This is a genomic window from Sporosarcina luteola, from assembly GCF_007991495.1.
In the GTDB taxonomy this organism is placed as follows: Bacteria; Bacillota; Bacilli; order Bacillales_A; family Planococcaceae; genus Sporosarcina; species Sporosarcina luteola.
Genome location: NZ_BJYL01000023.1, coordinates 14,213 through 34,880, shown reverse-complemented (window position 1 = coordinate 34,880; position 20,668 = coordinate 14,213). Strand labels below are relative to the sequence as shown.

The window sequence follows — 20,668 nt, the reverse complement described above, 5'->3', positions numbered from 1 at the left end:
CGGTTCTTTGTAGTGGGGGTTGCGCTTGTTCCTTGGAACACGCAACCCTTATTCGTGGGAGGTTCAATCCGTTAAAACCACAAACGAGGAGGAAATTTTAAATGGCTAAAAGAGGTAAAAAATTCACTGAGGCGGCAAAGCTTGTAGATCGCACGCAAGTGTATGATTTGAAAGAAGCGATTGAGCTTGCAAAGAAAACAAGCACAGTCAACTTTGACGCAACTGTTGAAGTCGCATTCCGTCTTGGAATCGACACTCGTAAAAACGACCAACAAATCCGTGGAGCTGTCGTGCTTCCAAACGGTACTGGTAAAACTCAACGCGTTCTCGTTTTCGCTAAAGGCGAAAAGGTGAAAGAAGCGGAAGCTGCTGGTGCAGACTACGTAGGCGATGCTGAGTACATCACTAAAATCCAACAAGGCTGGTTCGATTTCGACGTTATCGTTGCAACTCCGGACATGATGGGCGAAGTTGGTAAAATCGGTCGCGTTTTAGGACCAAAAGGCTTAATGCCAAACCCTAAAACTGGCACAGTAACATTTGATGTTACTAAAGCTATTGCGGAAATCAAAGCAGGTAAAGTTGAATACCGTGCGGACAAAGCGGGTATCATCCACGCTCCAATCGGAAAAGCTTCTTTCGACAACGAAAAGCTTGAAGAAAACTTCAAAACTGTATTTGAAACAATCCAAAAAGCTAAACCAGCTGCAGCTAAAGGAACTTACATGAAGTCTGTAAACGTTACGACTACAATGGGTCCTGCGGTGAAAATTGATCCGTCTTCTGTAGTTATTAAATAAAATTATTGACAAACATGAAATCACATGATAAGATTTCGTTTGTTGTGAACTAAATCATTTGTACCGTAGACAGCAGGGGCGCTTCGCTTAATTATCCTGCCGAGGACAAGACGCTCTTTACTTAAAGATGACGACTTTTCTGCCCTCGTAGTCTACATTGTGGACTGCGGGGGCTTTTCATATCGGTATAAATGACATTCTTATAGGAGGTGTCAAGATGAGCAAAGTATTAGAAGCTAAACAAGCAGTAGTTGATGAGATTTCTGGCAAGTTGAAATCAGCAGTTTCTGTTGTCGTAGTAGACTATCGTGGTCTTAACGTCAGCCAAGTTACGGAACTTCGTAAACAGCTTCGTGAAGCAGGTATCGACTTCAAAGTTTACAAAAACTCGATGTCACGCCGTGCTGCTGAAACAGCAGGTCTTGAAGGGTTGAATGAACATTTGACAGGACCGAACGCGATCGCGTTCTCAACTGAAGATGTTGTAGCTCCGGCTAAAATCCTTAACGATTTCGCTAAGAAGAACGACAAACTTGAGATCAAAGCAGGTGTGATCGAAGGACAAATCGCTTCTGTTGAAGAAGTTAAAGCGTTGGCTGAACTTCCATCACGCGAAGGTCTTCTATCCATGCTACTCAGCGTACTACAAGCTCCAATGCGCAACTTCGCGCTTGCAACAAAAGCTGTTGCAGAGCAAAAAGAGGAACAAGGCGCTTAATTTGGCGGCCTGAACAAAAATCTGCGGGTTAATACCCGACAACCAAAACCTATTTAGGAGGAAAATATAATGACTAAAGAACAAATCCTTGACGCGATTAAAGAAATGACAGTTCTTGAATTGAACGACCTTGTAAAAGCAATCGAAGAAGAATTCGGCGTAACTGCTGCAGCTCCAGTAGCTATGATGGGCGGAGCAGGTGCTGGTGAAGCAGCTGCTGAGCAAACTGAATTCGACGTAATTCTTGCTTCTGCAGGAGACCAAAAAATCAAAGTTATCAAAGTCGTACGCGAACTTACTGGCCTAGGCTTGAAAGAAGCGAAAGAAGTAGTTGATAACGCTCCAAAAGCAATCAAAGAAGGCGTATCTAAAGAAGACGCTGAAGAAATGAAAGCTAAACTTGAAGAAGTTGGCGCTGGCGTAGAAGTTAAGTAATTCTTGAATACTGAAGAAAGGCTCGTCAAATTGGACGGGCTTTTCTTCGTTTTTTTAACTCGGAAGAAAAATGGGCAACCTTTCGAATGGAAAGGAGGATTTATATGTCTGAACATTATTATTCTAAAAACCCCACGGTGAAAAGCGATCCTAAGGAATGGCAGGCTGTGATACGCGACAAGCGTCTGCGTTTTAAAACGGATGCCGGTGTATTCAGTAAGGGTGAAGTGGATTTTGGTTCACGCTTGCTCGCTGAAGCATTTACAATTCCGGAAATCGAGGGGGATCTATTGGATGTCGGTTGTGGGTATGGCCCGATCGGCTTGTCGATTGCCGCATCTTTTCCGGATCGGAATATCCATATGGTCGATGTGAATGAACGGGCAATGTCGCTAGCAAATGAGAATGCTCAATTGAACAGCATTAGTAACGTAAAGATTTACCCAAGTGATGCATTGTCAGATGTGGAGGCGGAAGGCTTCGCCGCAATCTTGACGAACCCGCCTATCCGGGCAGGAAAAGAGACGGTATTCAATATTTATGATGGAGCTTTTGCTAAATTGGCGGTTGGAGGGGAACTGTGGGTTGTCATCCAGAAGAAACAAGGAGCCCCTTCGACAATGACGCATTTGACGGAGCTATTCGGTAGTGTGGAAACGGTGGAAAAGAAAAAAGGATATTTTATACTGAAAGCCCAAAAACTCTTGACGTAAGGGTTTTCTTGTGCTAGCATTGTAAAATGCATAAATAATATAATGCGGTCGTGTGCCCTTTTGCATAAGTTTTGGAAATCTAAGGCATACTGGCAATGGATAAAAGATTGTTAAACCGAAAATGAGCTCTTGCCGGAACTCGTTTTCTTTTTGTTTTTTCGATATCATACACCATTTTTATGATTTCGCAAAGGACTAATATTGTTTTGAGGGGTGAAAGAGTTGACAGGTCATTTAGTTCAGTATGGTCAACACCGTCAGCGCCGGAGTTTCGCGCGGATCAATGAAGTTCTCGAGCTGCCGAATTTGATTGAAATCCAGACGGCATCTTATGAGTGGTTCTTGGAAGAAGGATTGCGGGAAATGTTTCGCGATATTTCACCGATCCAGGATTTCACGGGTAATCTTTCGTTGGAATTCATTGATTATCAACTTGGTGAACCGAAATACCCTGTTGATGAATCAAAAGAGCGGGACGTAACATACGCAGCACCACTACGCGTAAAAGTTCGCTTGCATAACAAGGAAACAGAAGAAGTGAAGGAACAAGACGTTTTCATGGGTGATTTCCCGCTAATGACTGAAAACGGAACATTTATCATCAACGGTGCGGAAAGGGTTATCGTTTCCCAGTTAGTTCGATCCCCGAGTGTCTATTTCAATGACAAGACGGATAAGAACGGAAAACGTGGATTTGCGGCGACTGTTATTCCGAACCGCGGTGCTTGGCTTGAATATGAAACGGATGCGAAAGATGTCGTGCATGTCCGTATCGACCGTACACGTAAATTACCGATTACTGTGCTTCTTCGCGCACTCGGTTTTTCAACTGACCAAGAGATTATCGATTTGATCGGGGATAACGAGTATTTACGGAATACGCTAGAAAAGGACAACACGGAAACGTCCGAAAAGGCGTTGCTTGAAATTTATGAGCGTCTTCGTCCTGGCGAGCCTCCGACATTGGACAGCGCGAAAAGCCTGTTGTACTCTCGCTTCTTCGACCCAAAAAGATATGACTTGGCGAATGTTGGTCGCTACAAAATGAACAAAAAGCTTCATTTGCAAAACCGTCTTTTCAACCAGACTGTTGCGGAGACGCTTGCAGATCCTGAAACTGGTGAAATCCTAGTTGAGAAGGATCAATTAATCGATCGAAGAACGTTAGATCGTCTATTGCCACATCTGGAAAAAGGTGTTGGAATTCAAGAGATCTCCCATGTTGGCGGAGTTCTTGAAGAGGATATAACAATTCAGACGATCAAGATCTATGCTCCGAAAAGTGAAGAAAAGCAAGTGATTAATGTTATCTCGAATGCGAGTATCGATGAAGTGGTGAAACATGTGACGCCAGCAGACATCGTGGCATCGATCAGCTATTTCTTCAACTTGCTGCACGGAGTAGGAAATACGGATGATATCGATCATCTTGGAAACCGTCGTCTTCGTTCAGTCGGCGAGTTGTTGCAAAACCAATTCCGAATTGGTTTGTCCCGTATGGAACGTGTTGTTAAAGAGCGTATGTCCATCAATGACACGCAATCAATCGTACCTCAGCAATTAATCAACATCAGACCGGTTATTGCTTCAATTAAAGAGTTCTTCGGTAGCTCGCAGTTATCCCAATTCATGGATCAGACTAACCCGCTTGCCGAGTTGACTCATAAGCGTAGGTTGTCTGCACTCGGACCTGGTGGATTGACAAGGGAACGTGCGGGCATGGAAGTCCGGGACGTTCACTATTCTCACTATGGCCGTATGTGTCCGATTGAAACGCCGGAGGGTCCGAACATCGGGTTGATCAACTCCCTATCAACATTTGCGAGAGTGAATAAATTCGGTTTCATTGAAACTCCTTATCGGAAGGTTGACCCTGAAACTGGACGCGTCACTAAACAAATCGACTACTTGACTGCAGACATCGAGGATAACTATGTCGTTGCGCAGGCAAATGCGCCGCTCAACGAAGATGGCTCCTATGTGAATGAAGAAGTGGTTGGCCGTTTCCAAGGGGATAATACGGTGTTCAAACGTGAACAGATCGACTATATGGACGTTTCTCCTAAACAGGTCGTGTCTGCTGCAACGGCTTGTATCCCGTTCCTTGAAAACGATGACTCGAACCGTGCACTTATGGGCGCGAACATGCAACGTCAAGCTGTACCTTTATTGAACCCTGAAGCTCCATTTGTCGGTACAGGAATGGAACACGTGTCAGCGCGTGACTCCGGAGCCGCAGTGCTTGCGAAATTCCATGGAATTGTCGAGCATGTCGAAGCGAAGGAAATCCGTATCCGCCGCATTGAAACAGTGGACGATAAAGAAGTTAAGGGCGACTTGACGATTTACAGACTTGATAACTTTATCCGTTCCAACCAAGGGACTTGCTATAACCAGCGTCCGATCGTCAGTGTCGGGGATCGCGTAAAACCACGCGATATTCTGGCGGATGGCCCTTCGATGGATAGCGGGGAGCTTGCACTTGGACGTAACGTCCTTACTGCCTTTATGACATGGGACGGTTATAACTATGAAGATGCCATCATCATGAGCGAACGTCTTGTGAAAGATGACGTCTTTACATCGATCCATATTGAAGAATATGAATCGGAAGCGCGTGACACGAAGCTTGGACCAGAAGAGATTACGAGAGATATTCCTAACGTCGGTGAAGAAGCTCTTCGTAACCTGGACGATCGTGGTATCATCCGTGTCGGTGCAGAAGTGCGCGACGGCGATATCCTTGTTGGGAAAGTAACACCTAAAGGGGTTACTGAATTGACAGCGGAAGAACGTCTCCTTCATGCCATCTTCGGTGAAAAAGCACGTGAAGTGCGGGATACATCATTGCGCGTTCCTCACGGTGCGGGCGGAATTGTCCTCGACGTGAAAGTGTTCAATCGTGAAGATGGGGATGAATTGCCACCGGGCGTCAATCAGCTCGTTCGTGCGTATATCGTCCAAAAACGTAAAATCTCTGTCGGGGATAAAATGGCTGGACGTCACGGTAATAAAGGGGTAATTTCCCGTATCTTACCTGAATCGGATATGCCTTATCTTCCTGACGGCACACCGATCGACGTCATGTTGAACCCTCAAGGTGTTCCATCACGTATGAACATCGGACAGGTACTTGAATTGCACTTAGGAATGGCTGCGCGGAACTTGGGCGTCCATATGGCTTCGCCGGTATTTGACGGAGCAAACGAAGAGGATGTCTGGTCGACGATGGAAGAAGCAGGCATGAACCGTGATGGTAAGACGATCCTTTACGATGGCCGATCCGGTGAACCATTCGATAGCCGTGTATCCGTAGGTGTCATGTATTTGATCAAGCTTGCACATATGGTCGACGATAAGCTCCATGCACGTTCAACAGGACCTTACTCACTCGTTACGCAACAGCCGCTTGGAGGAAAAGCTCAATTTGGTGGACAGCGTTTCGGGGAGATGGAAGTGTGGGCGCTTGAAGCATATGGCGCTGCCTATACGTTGCAGGAAATCCTTACAGTCAAGTCGGATGACGTTGTAGGTCGTGTGAAAACATACGAGGCAATCGTCAAAGGTCAAAGCGTACCTCAGCCAGGTGTACCTGAATCGTTCAAAGTATTGATCAAAGAACTTCAGAGCCTTGGACTGGACGTCAAGATGCTGACAGAGGAATTCGAAGAAATTGAAATGCGCGATCTTGATGACGATGATGATATGCAACCAACAGATGCATTGAATCTAATGGCAGAAGATCAAACAGTTTAAGACGAATGTACAAATTAATAGGGAAGCTCTATGAACGCTTCCCTATTTTTAACGATATTGATGAGAATCCATCGTGGAGATAAGATAAGAGGGAGGTAGGCTCCTTGATAGATGTAAACAATTTTGAGTATATGAAAATCGGCCTTGCTTCACCGGATAAAATTCGTTCTTGGTCTTATGGTGAAGTGAAAAAACCCGAAACGATCAACTACCGTACATTGAAGCCGGAGAAAGATGGTTTGTTCTGTGAACGGATTTTCGGACCTACAAAGGACTGGGAATGTCATTGTGGGAAGTATAAACGTGTACGCTACAAAGGTGTCGTCTGTGATCGATGCGGCGTTGAAGTAACTCGCCAAAAAGTGCGCCGTGAACGTATGGGGCATATCGAGCTCGCTGCACCAGTTACGCATATTTGGTATTTCAAAGGAATTCCGAGCAGAATGGGTCTTATTTTAGATATGACTCCGCGTGCGTTGGAAGAAATCATTTATTTCGCATCATATGTTGTTATCGATCCTGCAGATACGCCACTTGAACGGAAACAACTTCTTTCCGAGAAGGAATTCAGATTGTATCGTGAAAAATACGGTTCTAAATTCCAAGCGGCAATGGGTGCCGAAGCGATTGAGCAACTTTTAATGGCGATCGATTTAGATAAAGAAACAGAAATGCTGAAGGAAGAATTGAAGACGGTTCAAGGTCAACGACGCACTCGTGCGATCAGACGCTTGGAAGTCGTCGAATCCTTCCGTAATTCAGGCAACCGTCCTGAATGGATGGTACTTGAAGTATTGCCGGTTATTCCACCCGAACTACGCCCGATGGTGCAGTTGGACGGCGGCCGCTTCGCTACATCCGATTTGAACGATCTTTACCGTAGGGTCATCAACCGTAACAACCGGTTGAAACGTCTACTTGACCTTGGAGCTCCTGGCATCATTGTACAAAACGAAAAACGTATGTTGCAGGAAGCTGTCGATGCGCTAGTCGATAATGGAAGACGTGGACGTCCGGTAACAGGACCGGGAAATCGTCCGTTGAAATCCCTCTCCCATATGTTGAAAGGGAAGCAAGGGCGCTTCCGTCAAAACCTATTGGGTAAACGGGTCGATTATTCAGGCCGTTCAGTTATCGTTGTCGGTCCTAACTTGAAAATGTATCAATGTGGTCTTCCAAAAGAAATGGCCATTGAATTATTCAAACCTTTCGTTATGAAGGAATTGGTCGAACGCGGCCTTGCTCATAACATCAAGAGTGCAAAACGGAAAATTGAACGTTTGCATTCCGAAGTATGGGACGTCCTTGAAGATGTTATTAAAGAACATCCGGTTTTACTAAACCGCGCCCCTACCCTTCATAGACTTGGAATCCAGGCATTCGAGCCAATGTTGGTGGAAGGCCGTGCCATCCAGCTTCACCCGCTCGTCTGTACAGCCTATAATGCCGACTTTGATGGTGACCAAATGGCTGTTCACGTTCCGCTTTCCGCAGAAGCCCAAGCTGAAGCGCGCCTGCTCATGCTTGCCGCACAAAACATCTTGAACCCGAAAGACGGAAAACCGGTCGTTACACCATCACAAGATATGGTATTAGGTAACTATTACCTCACGTTGGAAAGGGAAGGCTCCATTGGTGAAGGGAAGATTTTCAGCAGCATGAACGAAGCACTGATTGCATATCAGACCGGCCATGTTCATCTTCATACGAGAATCGCTATCCAAGCCAGTTCGCTAAACAATCCGACGTTCACTGAGGAACAGAACCAAAAACTCTTAATGACTACGGTAGGAAAGCTTATCTTTAATGAAATCCTGCCGGAATCGTTCCCGTATATTAATGAACCGACGGATCATAACTTACAAATTGAGACGCCGGATAAATATTTCATTGACGGTACAGTGAATGTGAGAGAGCATATCCAAAATGCTGAGCTTGTACTTCCATTCCGGAAGAAAATTCTTGGAAATATCATCGCGGAAATCTTTAAGAAGTTCCATATTACGGAAACTTCAAGAATGCTTGACCGGATGAAAAACCTAGGTTTCAAATATTCCACTCGAGCAGGCATTACGGTCGGTATTTCTGACATTGTCGTATTGCCGAATAAAGATCAAATCTTGCAAGAAGCACAAGATAAAGTGGATAAGGTTATGCAGCAATTCCGCCGTGGTTTGATTACGGAAGAAGAGCGCTACGATCGAGTTATCTCTTACTGGAGTAATGCGAAAGACATCATCCAGGATAAGCTGATGGACTCGCTCGATAACACAAATCCGATTTACATCATGAGTGACTCTGGTGCCCGTGGTAACGCGTCCAACTTCACTCAACTCGCAGGTATGCGGGGACTGATGGCGAACCCGGCCGGCCGTATTATCGAATTGCCGATCAAGTCATCGTTCCGTGAAGGACTAACCGTTCTCGAGTACTTCATTTCCACGCATGGTGCTCGTAAAGGTCTTGCGGATACGGCATTGAAAACTGCTGACTCCGGTTATTTGACTCGTCGACTTGTTGACGTAGCTCAAGACGTCATCGTCCGTGAAGATGATTGCGGCACAGACCGTGGACTTGAAATCAGTGCTCTTACTGAAGGTACGGAAGTCATTGAAACACTGGATGAGCGTATTGAAGGCCGCCATACGAAGAAAACGATCCGTCATCCGGAAACGGGTAAAGTGATCATTCCGAAAGATGGCCTGATTACAGCTGACCTTGCAACTGAAGTAATGAATGCAGGTATTACAACAGTTACAATTCGTTCGGCGTTCACATGCAATACGAAGCATGGCGTATGTAAAAAATGTTACGGCATCAACCTTGCGACTGGTGAAACGGTCGAAGTCGGTGAAGCGGTCGGAATTATCGCTGCGCAATCGATCGGGGAACCCGGAACACAGCTTACGATGCGTACCTTCCATACAGGTGGAGTTGCCGGAGATGATATCACATCAGGTCTTCCGCGTATCCAGGAAATCTTCGAAGCACGTAATCCTAAAGGTCAAGCGGTCATCTCTGAAATCAAAGGTGAAGTCACTGAGGTTGATGAAATCCGTGAAGGCCAGAAAGAAATCACGATTCAAGGGGATGTTGAAACGCGCAAGTATCTTGCTCCGTACAATGCCCGCCTGAAAGTGCAAGTTGGCGATTCAATCGATCGTGGAGATACTCTTACAGAAGGATCCATCGACCCGAAAGAATTGATTATCGTCAAAGACGTTGCCACAGTACAAGAGTACCTTCTTAAGGAAGTTCAAAAAGTATACCGTATGCAAGGTGTTGAAATCGGTGATAAGCACGTTGAAGTAATGGTTCGCCAAATGCTTCGCAAAGTGCGTGTCATTGAAGCGGGAGACACGGATCTACTTCCAGGCTCCTTGCTCGACATCCACCAGTTCTCTGATGCGAATGCGGTTGTCTTGAAAGAAGGGAAAGTACCAGCAACATCACGTCCAGTCATTCTCGGGATCACAAAAGCATCACTCGAGACGGAATCATTCCTTTCAGCAGCTTCATTCCAAGAGACGACTCGTGTCTTGACTGATGCGGCGATTAAAGGAAAAACGGATGAATTACTCGGTTTGAAAGAGAATGTCATCATTGGTAAACTTGTTCCAGCTGGTACTGGGATGCAACGTTATCGTCAAATCCAGATGGAAAAAGACAGCGAAGCAACAGTAGCGACTGTAGAATAATTAAAGATTGAAACGGGGAGAGAAAAATCCTCTCTCCGTTTTTCTATTAATTGTTGACATGTCCTGCCGTAAGTGATAATATACAAAAGGTTGATAGTTGAATGTCTGTACTTTGGAGGATGTACGTATGTCTTATGAAAAAGTCGAACAGGCAAAGAAGACAATCATCGGTACAAAGCAAACAGTGAAAGCGTTAAGGTCAGGCACAGTGAAGGAAGTCGTCATTGCAAAAGATGCAGATGAGAAGCTAGTTGCTCCAGTTATCGGAGAAGCGGAACTTCATGGCATCCAAGTAAGTTATGTCGATTCGAGGGAACACCTCGGTCAAGCATGCGGCATTCAAGTAAGTGCGGCTGTCGTCGCCATTACTGTATAATGGTTTTTGTGTTTATTGAAAACACAAAGACTTTGTTTTTACCCCAAAAATGAACCACCTGGATGTGTGGTCTTACAAAAAGCACAGTGAAAGGAGGAAATCCGATGCCTACAATTAACCAATTGGTCCGTAAACCTCGTCAATCGAAATCGGACAATTCCAAGGCACCAGCACTCGGAAAAAGCTATAACAGCTTCAAAAAGTCGATGACAAATGTCAACTCGCCACAAAAAAGAGGTGTTTGTACTCGTGTGGGTACAATGACTCCGAAGAAACCGAACTCGGCTCTTCGTAAATATGCGCGTGTACGTTTGACAAACACTTTGGAAGTTAACGCATATATCCCTGGTGAAGGCCACAACCTTCAAGAGCACAGCGTTGTTCTTATCCGCGGAGGACGTGTAAAAGACTTACCGGGTGTTCGTTACCACATCGTTCGTGGTGCACTTGATACTGCTGGAGTTACTGGCCGTATGCAAAGCCGTTCACAATACGGTGCGAAAAAACCTAAAGAAAAGAAAAACTAATAACGAAATGATCATTTCGAAAGGAGGAAAACAATATGCCTCGTAAAGGTCCTGTTGCAAAACGTGACGTATTACCGGATCCGATTTACAATTCGAAGCTTGTAACACGTCTCATCAATAAAATGATGGTAGATGGAAAAAAAGGTACATCACAAAAAATCCTCTATGGTGCGTTTGAACTTGTTAAAGAACGTTCTGGTAAAGACCCTCTAGAAGTATTCGAAGCAGCATTGAATAATGTAATGCCAGTTCTTGAAGTTCGCGCTCGCCGTGTCGGTGGTGCAAACTACCAAGTTCCGGTCGAAGTTCGTCCTGAACGCCGTACAACTCTCGGATTGCGTTACCTTGTGAACTACTCTCGCACACGTGGTGAGAAAACAATGGAAGAGCGTCTTGCGAATGAAATCCTTGATGCTTCTAACAACACAGGTGCATCCGTGAAACGTCGTGAAGAAATGCATAAAATGGCTGAAGCCAACAAAGCATTCGCTCACTATCGTTGGTAAGATCGGACGGTTTATTGACACCTTAATCCGAAACGGAAGGAGATATACAAAATGGCTAGAGAGTTCTCCTTAGAGAATACTCGTAACATTGGTATCATGGCTCACATCGACGCCGGTAAGACGACGACAACTGAGCGGATCCTTTTTTACACAGGTAAAATCCATAAGATTGGTGAAACGCACGAAGGGGCTTCGCAAATGGACTGGATGGAGCAGGAGCAAGAGCGTGGAATCACGATCACTTCTGCTGCAACTACAGCTGCTTGGAAAGGCCACCGTGTAAACATTATCGATACTCCGGGACACGTTGACTTCACTGTTGAAGTTGAACGTTCCCTACGTGTATTGGATGGTGCTGTAACGGTGCTTGACGCTCAATCAGGCGTTGAGCCACAAACAGAAACAGTTTGGCGCCAAGCTACTACTTATGGCGTACCACGTATTGTATTCGTTAACAAGATGGACAAAACAGGTGCAGACTTCCTTTACTCTGTAGGCACTCTTCATGATCGTCTACAAGCAAATGCACATCCGATCCAACTACCGATCGGTGCGGAAGACACATTCAGCGGTATCATTGATCTCGTTGAAATGAAAGCCACAATGTACGGTAATGACCTCGGAACAGATACGACAGTTGAAGAAATTCCGGAAGAATACCGTGCGAAAGCTGAAGAATACCATGAGAAATTGATTGAAGCGATTGTCGATTTCGATGAAGATCTTATGGAGAAATACCTTGGCGGCGAAGAGCTGACAGTAGACGAAATCAAAACTGCAATCCGTAAAGCGACACTTGCGGTAGAGTTCTACCCAGTTGTTTGTGGTACGGCTTTCAAAAACAAAGGTGTTCAATTAGTCCTCGACGCAGTTGTTGACTACTTGCCATCTCCTATCGATATCCCACCAATGATGGGTGTCAACCCGGAAACAGAAGTGGAAGAAGAGCGTCATTCTAGCGACGAAGAGCCGTTCTCGGCTTTAGCGTTCAAAGTAATGACAGACCCTTATGTTGGTAAGCTTACATTCTTCCGTGTTTATTCTGGAGTCCTTCAATCAGGTTCATATGTACAGAACTCTACAAAAGGCAAGCGTGAGCGCGTAGGACGTATCCTTCAAATGCACGCTAACAGCCGTGAAGAGATTTCTGAAGTGCATTCAGGCGAAATCGCAGCTGCGGTCGGTTTGAAAGATACAGGAACAGGTGATACGCTTTGTGACGACAAAGCACCAATCATCCTTGAGTCCATGGAATTCCCAGAACCGGTTATCTCAGTTGCAATTGAACCGAAAACTAAAGGCGACCAAGACAAGATGGGTACTGCTCTTGCGAAACTACAAGAAGAAGATCCAACTTTCCGTGCGCATACTGACCAAGAAACAGGCGAAGTCATCATCGCTGGTATGGGTGAACTTCACCTTGATATCATCGTTGACCGTCTACGTCGTGAGTTCAAAGTCGAAGCGAATGTTGGTGCGCCACAAGTATCTTATCGTGAAACATTCCGTACTGCTGCGGAGGTTGAAGGTAAGTTCGTCCGCCAATCCGGTGGTCGTGGTCAATACGGTCACGTTTGGATCGAGTTCTCGCCAAACGAAGAAGGAAAAGGTTTCGAATTCGAAAACGCTGTCGTCGGTGGAGTTGTTCCTCGTGAATATATTGGATCCGTTGAAGCGGGTGTTCGTGACTCCCTGAATAATGGTGTTCTTGCAGGTTATCCGTTGATTGACGTAAAAGCTCGTCTTTTCGATGGTTCATACCATGACGTCGACTCCAATGAGATGGCGTTCAAGATCGCTGCTTCCATGGCACTTAAAAATGCCGCTGCAAAATGTAACCCAGTTCTTCTTGAGCCGATGATGAAAGTTGAAGTTATCATCCCTGAAGAGTACATGGGCGACATCATGGGTGATATTACATCACGTCGTGGTCGCGTGGAAGGTATGGACGCTCGCGGTAACGCGCAAATCGTCCGTGCAATGGTTCCACTTGCAGAAATGTTCGGTTACGCAACTTCACTTCGTTCGAATACACAAGGACGCGGAGTATTCTCCATGTCATTCGATCACTATGAAGACGTTCCGAAATCAGTTGCAGAAGAAGTCATCAAGAAAAATAAAGGCGAATAATTAAAATTCAGCCTTGTTTCCAGCAATGAATACTTGTAAGATATGGATAGTTGGAGGGGAAATATCTCTTCAGCTTCCATACCTATAAATATTAAAACATTCATATTTTTAAGGAGGAATTCCACAATGGGTAAAGAGAAATTCGATCGCTCCAAGGAGCATGCTAACGTTGGAACAATCGGTCACGTTGACCATGGTAAAACAACTTTGACTGCTGCAATCGCAACAGTTCTTTCAAAAAAAATGGGTGGAGAAGCGAAATCTTACGCTGACGTAGATAACGCACCAGAAGAAAAAGAGCGTGGAATCACGATCAATACTTCACACATCGAGTATGAAACAGACAAGCGTCACTACGCGCACGTTGACTGCCCAGGTCACGCTGACTACGTTAAAAACATGATCACTGGTGCTGCTCAAATGGACGGCGGAATCCTAGTTGTTTCTGCAGCTGACGGCCCAATGCCACAAACTCGTGAGCACATCCTTCTTTCTCGTCAAGTAGGTGTTCCTTACCTAGTTGTATTCATGAACAAATGTGACATGGTAGACGACGAAGAACTTCTTGAACTAGTTGAAATGGAAATTCGCGACCTTCTTTCTGAGTACGAATTCCCTGGCGACGACATTCCTGTCATCAAAGGTTCTGCTCTTAAAGCACTTGAAGGTGAAGCTGATTGGGAAGAAAAAATCGTTGAACTAATGAACGCAGTTGACGAGTACATCCCAACACCACCACGTGACACTGAAAAGCCATTCATGATGCCAGTTGAGGACGTATTCTCAATCACAGGCCGTGGTACAGTTGCTACTGGACGTGTTGAGCGTGGAGTAGTTAAAGTCGGAGATGTTGTTGACATCATCGGTTTGACTGAAGAACCAAAATCTACAACTGTTACAGGTGTAGAAATGTTCCGTAAGCTTCTTGACTATGCAGAAGCTGGCGACAACATCGGTGCACTTCTTCGTGGGGTAGCTCGTGAAGACATCGAACGTGGTCAAGTACTTGCTAAACCAGGTACAATCACACCACACACTAAATTTAAATCAGAAGTTTATGTTCTTTCAAAAGAAGAGGGTGGACGTCACACTCCATTCTTCTCTAACTACCGCCCACAGTTCTACTTCCGTACAACTGACGTTACTGGAATCATCTCTCTTCCAGAAGGCGTAGAAATGGTTATGCCTGGCGACAACGTTGAAATGACTGTAGAATTGATCGCTCCAATCGCGATTGAAGAAGGTACTAAATTCTCAATCCGTGAAGGCGGCCGTACAGTAGGCGCTGGCGTTGTAGCAACAATCGAAAAGTAATAACTTTTGAGACCCCGCACTTGTGCGGGGTTTTTTTATTGGAAAGCCATTTTGCTAGTCAATGACAGTAAGCGCAAGTGGATGTGAGGTCGATCATAGAGCGAAGCCGCGCAAAAAGTCCGAGCAGTTAAATGCTACATTAAATGTGTGGGAGCTGCATGCTCGAAGAAGACTGCTCCGCGCTCAAAGAAATCACTCCCGCGCTCAAAGCAAGCTGCTCCGCGCTCAAGAAAGGGCCATCCGCGCTCAAAGAAGCCTGCTCCGCGCTCAAGAAAGGCTCTTCCACGCTCAAAGCAAGCTGCTCCGCGCTCAAGAAAGGGCCATCCGCGCTCAAAGAAGCCTGCAACGCGCTCAAGAAAGGCCCTTCTGCGCTCAAGGCAAGCTGATCTGCGCTCAAGAAAGGACTTTCCGCGCTCAAAGAAGCCTGCAACGCGCTCAAGAAAGGGCCATCCGCGCTGAAGGCAAGCTGCTCCGCGCTCAAGAAAGGGCCATCCGCGCTCAAGGCAAGCTGCTCCGCGCTCAAATAAGGCCCGCCCGCGCTCAAAGCAAGCAACACTACAATAGCATCCTTTATTACGACTTAATTTTCATAGCATTTTAGATAAGCGAGGAATATGTTGAAATCCACAAGCCGCGTTATGACAAATAGCTGTACACTTCGCAAAAAAACTCGCTAGTTTTCACGTAAAATCCTACAAAACAGTTGTATTATGTGCAACATCCCCTTATAATTAAAAAGCCGACAAAAAGAATTTCGCGAAAAGGGTTGCGGGATTCTTTTTCATTGTGTATAATGTTGAATGTTGGTCTTTGACTGCGATGAAGCGGGAGGTTGCCGACACACCCGGCCGCTTTGCCATGGCATGTGTGTGGGAAATTTCCGTGGAGAATGTCTAGAAAATAGGCGAGAAGGAGGGAAAGTAATGGCAAAACAGAAGATTCGTATCCGTTTAAAAGCATATGATCACAGAATTCTTGATCAGTCAGCTGAAAAGATTGTAGAAACAGCAAAACGTTCAGGTGCAAGCGTATCAGGTCCGATACCTCTTCCAACTGAGAGATCTGTTTATACAGTTCTTCGTGCGGTACATAAGTACAAAGATTCGCGCGAGCAGTTCGAAATGCGTACGCATAAACGTCTTATCGATATCGTCAATCCGACACCACAAACTGTCGATGCATTGATGAAACTCGATTTACCATCTGGCGTTGACATTGAAATCAAACTTTAATCGTTCTAAAAATAAAACTATTAATTCAGGAGGTGTGACAAATGACCAAAGGAATCTTAGGGAGAAAAGTCGGCATGACGCAAATTTTTGCTGAAAACGGCGATCTCATTCCAGTAACTGTGATTGAAGCTGCTCCAAACGTTGTTCTTCAAAAGAAGACAGTTGAAACAGACGGCTACGAAGCAATCCAGCTTGGATTCGACGACAAACGTGAAAAGCTAGCAAACAAACCTGAAAAAGGACACGTTGCTAAAGCTGAAACGGCACCTAAGCGCTTCATCCGTGAATTCCGCGGGGTAGACGTAGCTGGGTATGAAGTTGGTCAGGAAGTCAAAGTCGATACATTCGCTGAAGGCGATATCGTCGACATTACAGGAGTATCAAAAGGTAAAGGGTTCCAAGGTGTTATTAAACGCCACGGATTCTCACGCGGACCAATGAGTCACGGTTCCCGTTTCCACCGCGCACCGGGTTCACTAGGTTCGGTTGACGGACAACGTGTATTCAAAGGTAAAAAATTGCCAGGACGTACTGGTGGAGACACTATTACGATCCAAAACCTTGAAATCGTACGAGTTGACGCTGAGCGTAACTTGCTGCTAGTTAAAGGTAACGTTCCAGGAGCACGCAAATCACTAATCACAGTGAAAAGCGCAATCAAAGGGAACTAATTCTTAAAGGAAGGAGGAAACAAAATGCCTAAAGTATCCGTACTAAGTCAAACAGGTTCTTCAGTTGGCGAAATCGAATTGAACGAAGCGATTTTCGGTATCGAACCAAATGAAGCTGTTCTATTCGAAGCTTTGGTTCAACAACGTGCGTCGTTGCGCCAAGGTAATCATAAAGTAAAAACTCGCGCGGAAGTTGCTGGCGGTGGCCGTAAACCATGGCGCCAAAAAGGAACAGGACGTGCGCGTCAAGGTTCAATTCGTTCACCACAATGGCGTGGAGGCGGTATCGTATTCGGACCATCTCAAAGAAGCTACAGCTACAAGCTTCCAAAGAAAGTCCGTCGTTTGGCACTTCTATCTGCTCTTTCTACGAAAGTGCGCGATGAAGAAATCATCGTATTGGAAGGCCTAGCATTCGATGCACCAAAAACAAAAGAATTCACAAAGGTTCTTAAAGACCTTTCAATCAATAAAAAAGCATTGTTCGTAACAGCTGACCTTGATGAAGCAGTGGCATTGTCCGCTCGTAACATCCCTGGCATCAGCGTAGTTACAGCAAACGGCGTTAACGTTCTTGACCTTGTCGGACATGACAAGCTTGTCATCACTAAAGACGCAGTTCAAAAAATTGAGGAGGTGCTTGGTTAATGGAAGCACGTGATGTACTAAAACGTCCGGTCATTACCGAGCGTTCTTCAGAACAAATGGAATACAAAAAGTACACTTTCGAAGTTGACACTCGCGCTAACAAAACTCATGTGAAGCAAGCTGTCGAAGAAATCTTCGGAGTGAAAGTTGAAAAAGTCAACGTACAGAACTATAAAGGCAAGTTCAAACGTATGGGCAAACATGCTGGTTACACAAACAAGCGCCGTAAAGCGATCGTAACTTTGACTGCTGATTCAAAAGACATCGAACTATTCGAAATGTAATTGACTCGTAAATAAACGAAGGAGGGAACAAAAATGGCGATTAAGAAATATAAACCTACCTCCAACGGACGTCGTAATATGACTACTTCAGACTTCTCTGCTATTACAACAGATAAGCCGGAAAAATCATTGCTTGAACCACTTAAGCGTAAAGGCGGACGTAACAACCAAGGTAGGATGACTGTTCGTCACCAAGGTGGAGGCCATAAGCGCCAATACCGTGTCATCGACTTCCAACGTCGGAAAGATGGCATTCCAGGACGCGTTGCCACGATCGAATACGATCCAAACCGTTCTGCTAACATTGCCCTAATCAACTATGCTGATGGGGAAAAACGCTATATCCTAGCTCCAAAAGGATTGGAAGTAGGAATGACAGTAATGTCAGGTCCAGAAGCGGATATCAGAGTCGGAAACACACTTCCACTTGAAAACATCCCAATGGGTTCTACTATCCACAATATCGAATTGAAACCTGGTAAAGGCGGCCAATTAGTACGTTCTGCAGGTACATCTGCACAACTACTTGGACGTGAAGGCAAATATGTCATCATCCGTCTACAATCCGGTGAAGTTCGTATGATCCTATCAACTTGCCGTGCTACAATCGGTCAAGTAGGTAACGAGCAACATGAATTGATCAACATCGGTAAAGCAGGTCGTTCACGTTGGATGGGCAAACGTCCGACAGTTCGTGGATCTGTTATGAACCCTAACGATCACCCACATGGTGGTGGTGAAGGACGTACGCCAATCGGCCGTCCGAGCCCAGTTACACCTTGGGGTAAACCAGCTCTTGGTTACAAAACTCGTAAGAAAAACAACAAATCCGACAAACTTATCGTTCGTCGCCGTAAAAAATAATGTGATGACCCTGCGGTTCAATGAATGGACCGTAGAACAGTCATCACGGAAGGAGGATCCAACATGGGCCGCAGCTTGAAAAAAGGACCTTTCGCAGATGATCATCTTTTGAAAAAGGTCGACGCTCAAAAAGATGCACAGAAAAAGCAGGTCATTAAAACTTGGTCACGCCGTTCTACAATCTTCCCGTCATTCATCGGTTTGACGATTGCTGTATACGACGGACGCAAACACGTACCAGTTTACGTGACTGAAGATATGGTTGGTCACAAACTAGGTGAATTCGTACCTACGCGCACATACAAAGGTCATGGCGCTGACGATAAGAAAACAAGACGCTAATTGAGAGGAGGTTAATCTGATGCAACAAGCAAAAGCTACTGCCCGCACAGTCCGTATTGCTCCTCGCAAAGTCCGTTTGGTCGTTGATCTTATCCGGGGCAAGAAAATCGGTGAAGCTGTCGCGATTCTACGCCTGACGCCTAAAGCGGCATCTCCGGTTGTAGAAAAAGTATTACAATCAGCAATCGCTAATGCTGAACACAACTATGAAATGGATGTTGAGAATCTTGTAGTCAGCGAAGTTTTCGTTGATGAAGGTCCGACAATGAAACGTTTCCGTCCACGTGCACAAGGTCGTGCAAGTGCGATTAACAAACGTACTAGCCACATCACTGTAGTGGTATCCGAAAAGAAGGAGGGGTAATTCGTGGGTCAAAAAGTACATCCTAATGGTTTGCGGGTTGGCATCATTCGTGATTGGGATTCGAAATGGTATGCAGAAAAAGACTATGCGAATCTTTTACACGAAGACTTGAAAATCCGTGGATTCATCGAAAAGCGCCTAGTAGACGCTGCTGTTTCCAAAGTGGAAATCGAACGTGCTGCAAAGCGTGTTAATATTACAATTCACACTGCGAAGCCGGGTATGGTAATCGGTAAAGGCGGTTCTGAAGTCGAAGCACTTCGTAAAGCCCTTAACGATATTACTGGCAAGCGCGTGCACATCAACATCGTGGAAATTAAACGTGCTGATCTAGACGCAAAATTGGTTGCAGAATCAATTGCACGTCAACTTGAAAGCCGTGTATCTTTCCGTCGTGCACAAAAACAAGCAATTCAACGTACTATTCGTTCTGGTGCAAAAGGAATCAAAACACAAGTATCCGGACGTCTTGGCGGTGCTGATATCGCTCGTGCGGAACACTATAGTGAAGGTACTGTTCCCCTTCATACATTGCGTGCAGACATTGATTATGCACACGCAGAAGCTGACACTACTTATGGTAAGCTCGGCGTAAAAGTATGGATTTACCGGGGAGAAGTCCTTCCAGTGAAGAAGAACTCTGAGGAAGGAGGCAACTAATTATGTTAATGCCTAAACGCGTTAAATATCGTCGTGTATTCCGTGGTAAAATGCGCGGAACTACAAAAGGCGGAGCATCTGTGCAATTTGGCCAATTTGGTTTACAATCAACTGAGTCTGGTTGGATCACAAACCGTCAAATCGAATCTGCACGTATCGCAATGACACGTTACATGAAACGTGGCGGTAAAGTATGGATTAATATATTCCCACATAAGCCATATACGAAAAAGCCTCTTGAAGTCCGGATGGGTTCCGGTAAAGGTGCTGTAGAAGGCTGGGTAGCAGTAGTAAAGCCAGGCCGTGTAATGTTTGAAATCGCAGGTGTGTCAGAAGAAGTTGCACGTGAAGCACTTCGCCTCGCATCTCACAAACTGCCTGTAAAGAGCAAGTTTGTAAAACGTGAAGAAATTGGTGGTGAATCTAATGAAAGCTAAAGAAATCCGTGACTTAACAACTGCAGAAATCGAGCAAAAAGTGAAATCACTGAAAGAAGAGCTTTTCAACCTTCGCTTCCAATTAGCGACAGGACAATTAGAAAACACTGCACGCATCCGTGAAGTTCGCAAATCGATTGCGCGCATGAAAACTGTAATACGTCAAAGAGAGATCAGTGCAAATAACTGATGA

22 protein-coding genes and 1 other annotated feature are annotated in these 20,668 nt (G+C 45.3%); all 22 genes read left to right on the top strand.

Translation table 11 applies throughout. The features are described from left to right. The first annotated feature begins 101 nt into the window (after positions 1 to 101). Positions 102 to 800, top strand: a complete 699-nt coding sequence (gene rplA, locus SLU01_RS09070; protein ID WP_147057486.1) for a 50S ribosomal protein L1 — start codon at positions 102 to 104, stop codon at positions 798 to 800. A 45-nt stretch (positions 801 to 845) separates the two neighbouring features. Beyond that, positions 846 to 989: a sequence feature (ribosomal protein L10 leader region), on the top strand. Between the two features lie 28 nt (positions 990 to 1,017). After that, positions 1,018 to 1,518 carry a 50S ribosomal protein L10 gene (rplJ, locus tag SLU01_RS09065; protein WP_147057484.1) on the top strand — a complete coding sequence of 167 codons (501 nt, stop codon included), beginning with the start codon at positions 1,018 to 1,020 and terminating at the stop codon, positions 1,516 to 1,518. A gap of 69 nt (positions 1,519 to 1,587) precedes the next feature. Beyond that, complete coding sequence (rplL, locus tag SLU01_RS09060) at positions 1,588 to 1,953, top strand: 50S ribosomal protein L7/L12 (protein WP_147057482.1); 366 nt, start codon at positions 1,588 to 1,590, stop codon at positions 1,951 to 1,953. A gap of 104 nt (positions 1,954 to 2,057) precedes the next feature. Continuing rightward, entirely contained in the window at positions 2,058 to 2,666 is a 609-nt protein-coding gene (locus SLU01_RS09055; protein WP_147057480.1) for a class I SAM-dependent methyltransferase, read from the top strand. Positions 2,667 to 2,879: 213 nt separating this feature from the next. Further along, positions 2,880 to 6,422, top strand: coding sequence for a DNA-directed RNA polymerase subunit beta (gene rpoB / locus SLU01_RS09050; RefSeq protein ID WP_174842637.1), 3,543 nt, complete (start codon positions 2,880 to 2,882; stop codon positions 6,420 to 6,422). A 104-nt stretch (positions 6,423 to 6,526) separates the two neighbouring features. Next, entirely contained in the window at positions 6,527 to 10,120 is a 3,594-nt protein-coding gene (rpoC, locus tag SLU01_RS09045) for a DNA-directed RNA polymerase subunit beta' (protein WP_147057476.1), read from the top strand. Positions 10,121 to 10,247: 127 nt separating this feature from the next. Next, on the top strand, positions 10,248 to 10,496 hold the full coding sequence (locus tag SLU01_RS09040; protein ID WP_147057474.1) for a 50S ribosomal protein L7ae-like protein: 249 nt from the start codon (positions 10,248 to 10,250) through the stop codon (positions 10,494 to 10,496). Positions 10,497 to 10,600: 104 nt separating this feature from the next. Further along, positions 10,601 to 11,023 (top strand): 30S ribosomal protein S12, encoded by a 423-nt coding sequence (gene rpsL / locus SLU01_RS09035; protein ID WP_147057471.1) that lies wholly within the window; start codon positions 10,601 to 10,603, stop codon positions 11,021 to 11,023. Positions 11,024 to 11,058: 35 nt separating this feature from the next. Next, on the top strand, positions 11,059 to 11,529 hold the full coding sequence (rpsG, locus tag SLU01_RS09030) for a 30S ribosomal protein S7 (RefSeq protein WP_147057469.1): 471 nt from the start codon (positions 11,059 to 11,061) through the stop codon (positions 11,527 to 11,529). A gap of 51 nt (positions 11,530 to 11,580) precedes the next feature. Continuing rightward, positions 11,581 to 13,659 (top strand): elongation factor G, encoded by a 2,079-nt coding sequence (gene fusA / locus SLU01_RS09025; protein ID WP_147057467.1) that lies wholly within the window; start codon positions 11,581 to 11,583, stop codon positions 13,657 to 13,659. A gap of 126 nt (positions 13,660 to 13,785) precedes the next feature. Beyond that, positions 13,786 to 14,973, top strand: a complete 1,188-nt coding sequence (gene tuf / locus SLU01_RS09020; protein ID WP_147057465.1) for an elongation factor Tu — start codon at positions 13,786 to 13,788, stop codon at positions 14,971 to 14,973. A gap of 158 nt (positions 14,974 to 15,131) precedes the next feature. After that, positions 15,132 to 15,359, top strand: a complete 228-nt coding sequence (locus SLU01_RS09015; RefSeq protein WP_147057464.1) for a hypothetical protein — start codon at positions 15,132 to 15,134, stop codon at positions 15,357 to 15,359. A 537-nt stretch (positions 15,360 to 15,896) separates the two neighbouring features. After that, on the top strand, positions 15,897 to 16,205 hold the full coding sequence (gene rpsJ / locus SLU01_RS09010) for a 30S ribosomal protein S10 (RefSeq protein WP_060203412.1): 309 nt from the start codon (positions 15,897 to 15,899) through the stop codon (positions 16,203 to 16,205). Positions 16,206 to 16,246: 41 nt separating this feature from the next. Then, entirely contained in the window at positions 16,247 to 16,876 is a 630-nt protein-coding gene (gene rplC / locus SLU01_RS09005; protein WP_147057462.1) for a 50S ribosomal protein L3, read from the top strand. A gap of 24 nt (positions 16,877 to 16,900) precedes the next feature. Next, on the top strand, positions 16,901 to 17,524 hold the full coding sequence (gene rplD / locus SLU01_RS09000) for a 50S ribosomal protein L4 (RefSeq protein ID WP_147057460.1): 624 nt from the start codon (positions 16,901 to 16,903) through the stop codon (positions 17,522 to 17,524). Next, positions 17,524 to 17,808: a 50S ribosomal protein L23 gene (rplW, locus tag SLU01_RS08995; RefSeq protein ID WP_147057458.1), complete on the top strand. Its 285-nt coding sequence runs from the start codon at positions 17,524 to 17,526 to the stop codon at positions 17,806 to 17,808. The genes rplD and rplW overlap by 1 nt, the downstream gene beginning before the upstream one ends. Before the next feature lie 33 nt (positions 17,809 to 17,841). Continuing rightward, the gene (gene rplB / locus SLU01_RS08990) at positions 17,842 to 18,672 is read left to right on the top strand and encodes a 50S ribosomal protein L2 (protein WP_147057456.1); all 831 of its coding nucleotides are present in this window, start codon (positions 17,842 to 17,844) and stop codon (positions 18,670 to 18,672) included. A gap of 63 nt (positions 18,673 to 18,735) precedes the next feature. Then, positions 18,736 to 19,014: a 30S ribosomal protein S19 gene (gene rpsS / locus SLU01_RS08985; RefSeq protein ID WP_147057454.1), complete on the top strand. Its 279-nt coding sequence runs from the start codon at positions 18,736 to 18,738 to the stop codon at positions 19,012 to 19,014. 19 nt (positions 19,015 to 19,033) lie between these two features. Then, positions 19,034 to 19,378, top strand: coding sequence for a 50S ribosomal protein L22 (gene rplV / locus SLU01_RS08980; protein ID WP_147057452.1), 345 nt, complete (start codon positions 19,034 to 19,036; stop codon positions 19,376 to 19,378). A gap of 3 nt (positions 19,379 to 19,381) precedes the next feature. Then, positions 19,382 to 20,038 carry a 30S ribosomal protein S3 gene (gene rpsC, locus SLU01_RS08975; protein ID WP_147057450.1) on the top strand — a complete coding sequence of 219 codons (657 nt, stop codon included), beginning with the start codon at positions 19,382 to 19,384 and terminating at the stop codon, positions 20,036 to 20,038. 2 nt (positions 20,039 to 20,040) lie between these two features. Continuing rightward, on the top strand, positions 20,041 to 20,475 hold the full coding sequence (gene rplP, locus SLU01_RS08970; protein WP_147057448.1) for a 50S ribosomal protein L16: 435 nt from the start codon (positions 20,041 to 20,043) through the stop codon (positions 20,473 to 20,475). Further along, the gene (gene rpmC / locus SLU01_RS08965; RefSeq protein ID WP_009499049.1) at positions 20,465 to 20,665 is read left to right on the top strand and encodes a 50S ribosomal protein L29; all 201 of its coding nucleotides are present in this window, start codon (positions 20,465 to 20,467) and stop codon (positions 20,663 to 20,665) included. The genes rplP and rpmC overlap by 11 nt, the downstream gene beginning before the upstream one ends. The last annotated feature ends 3 nt before the right edge of the window (positions 20,666 to 20,668 follow it).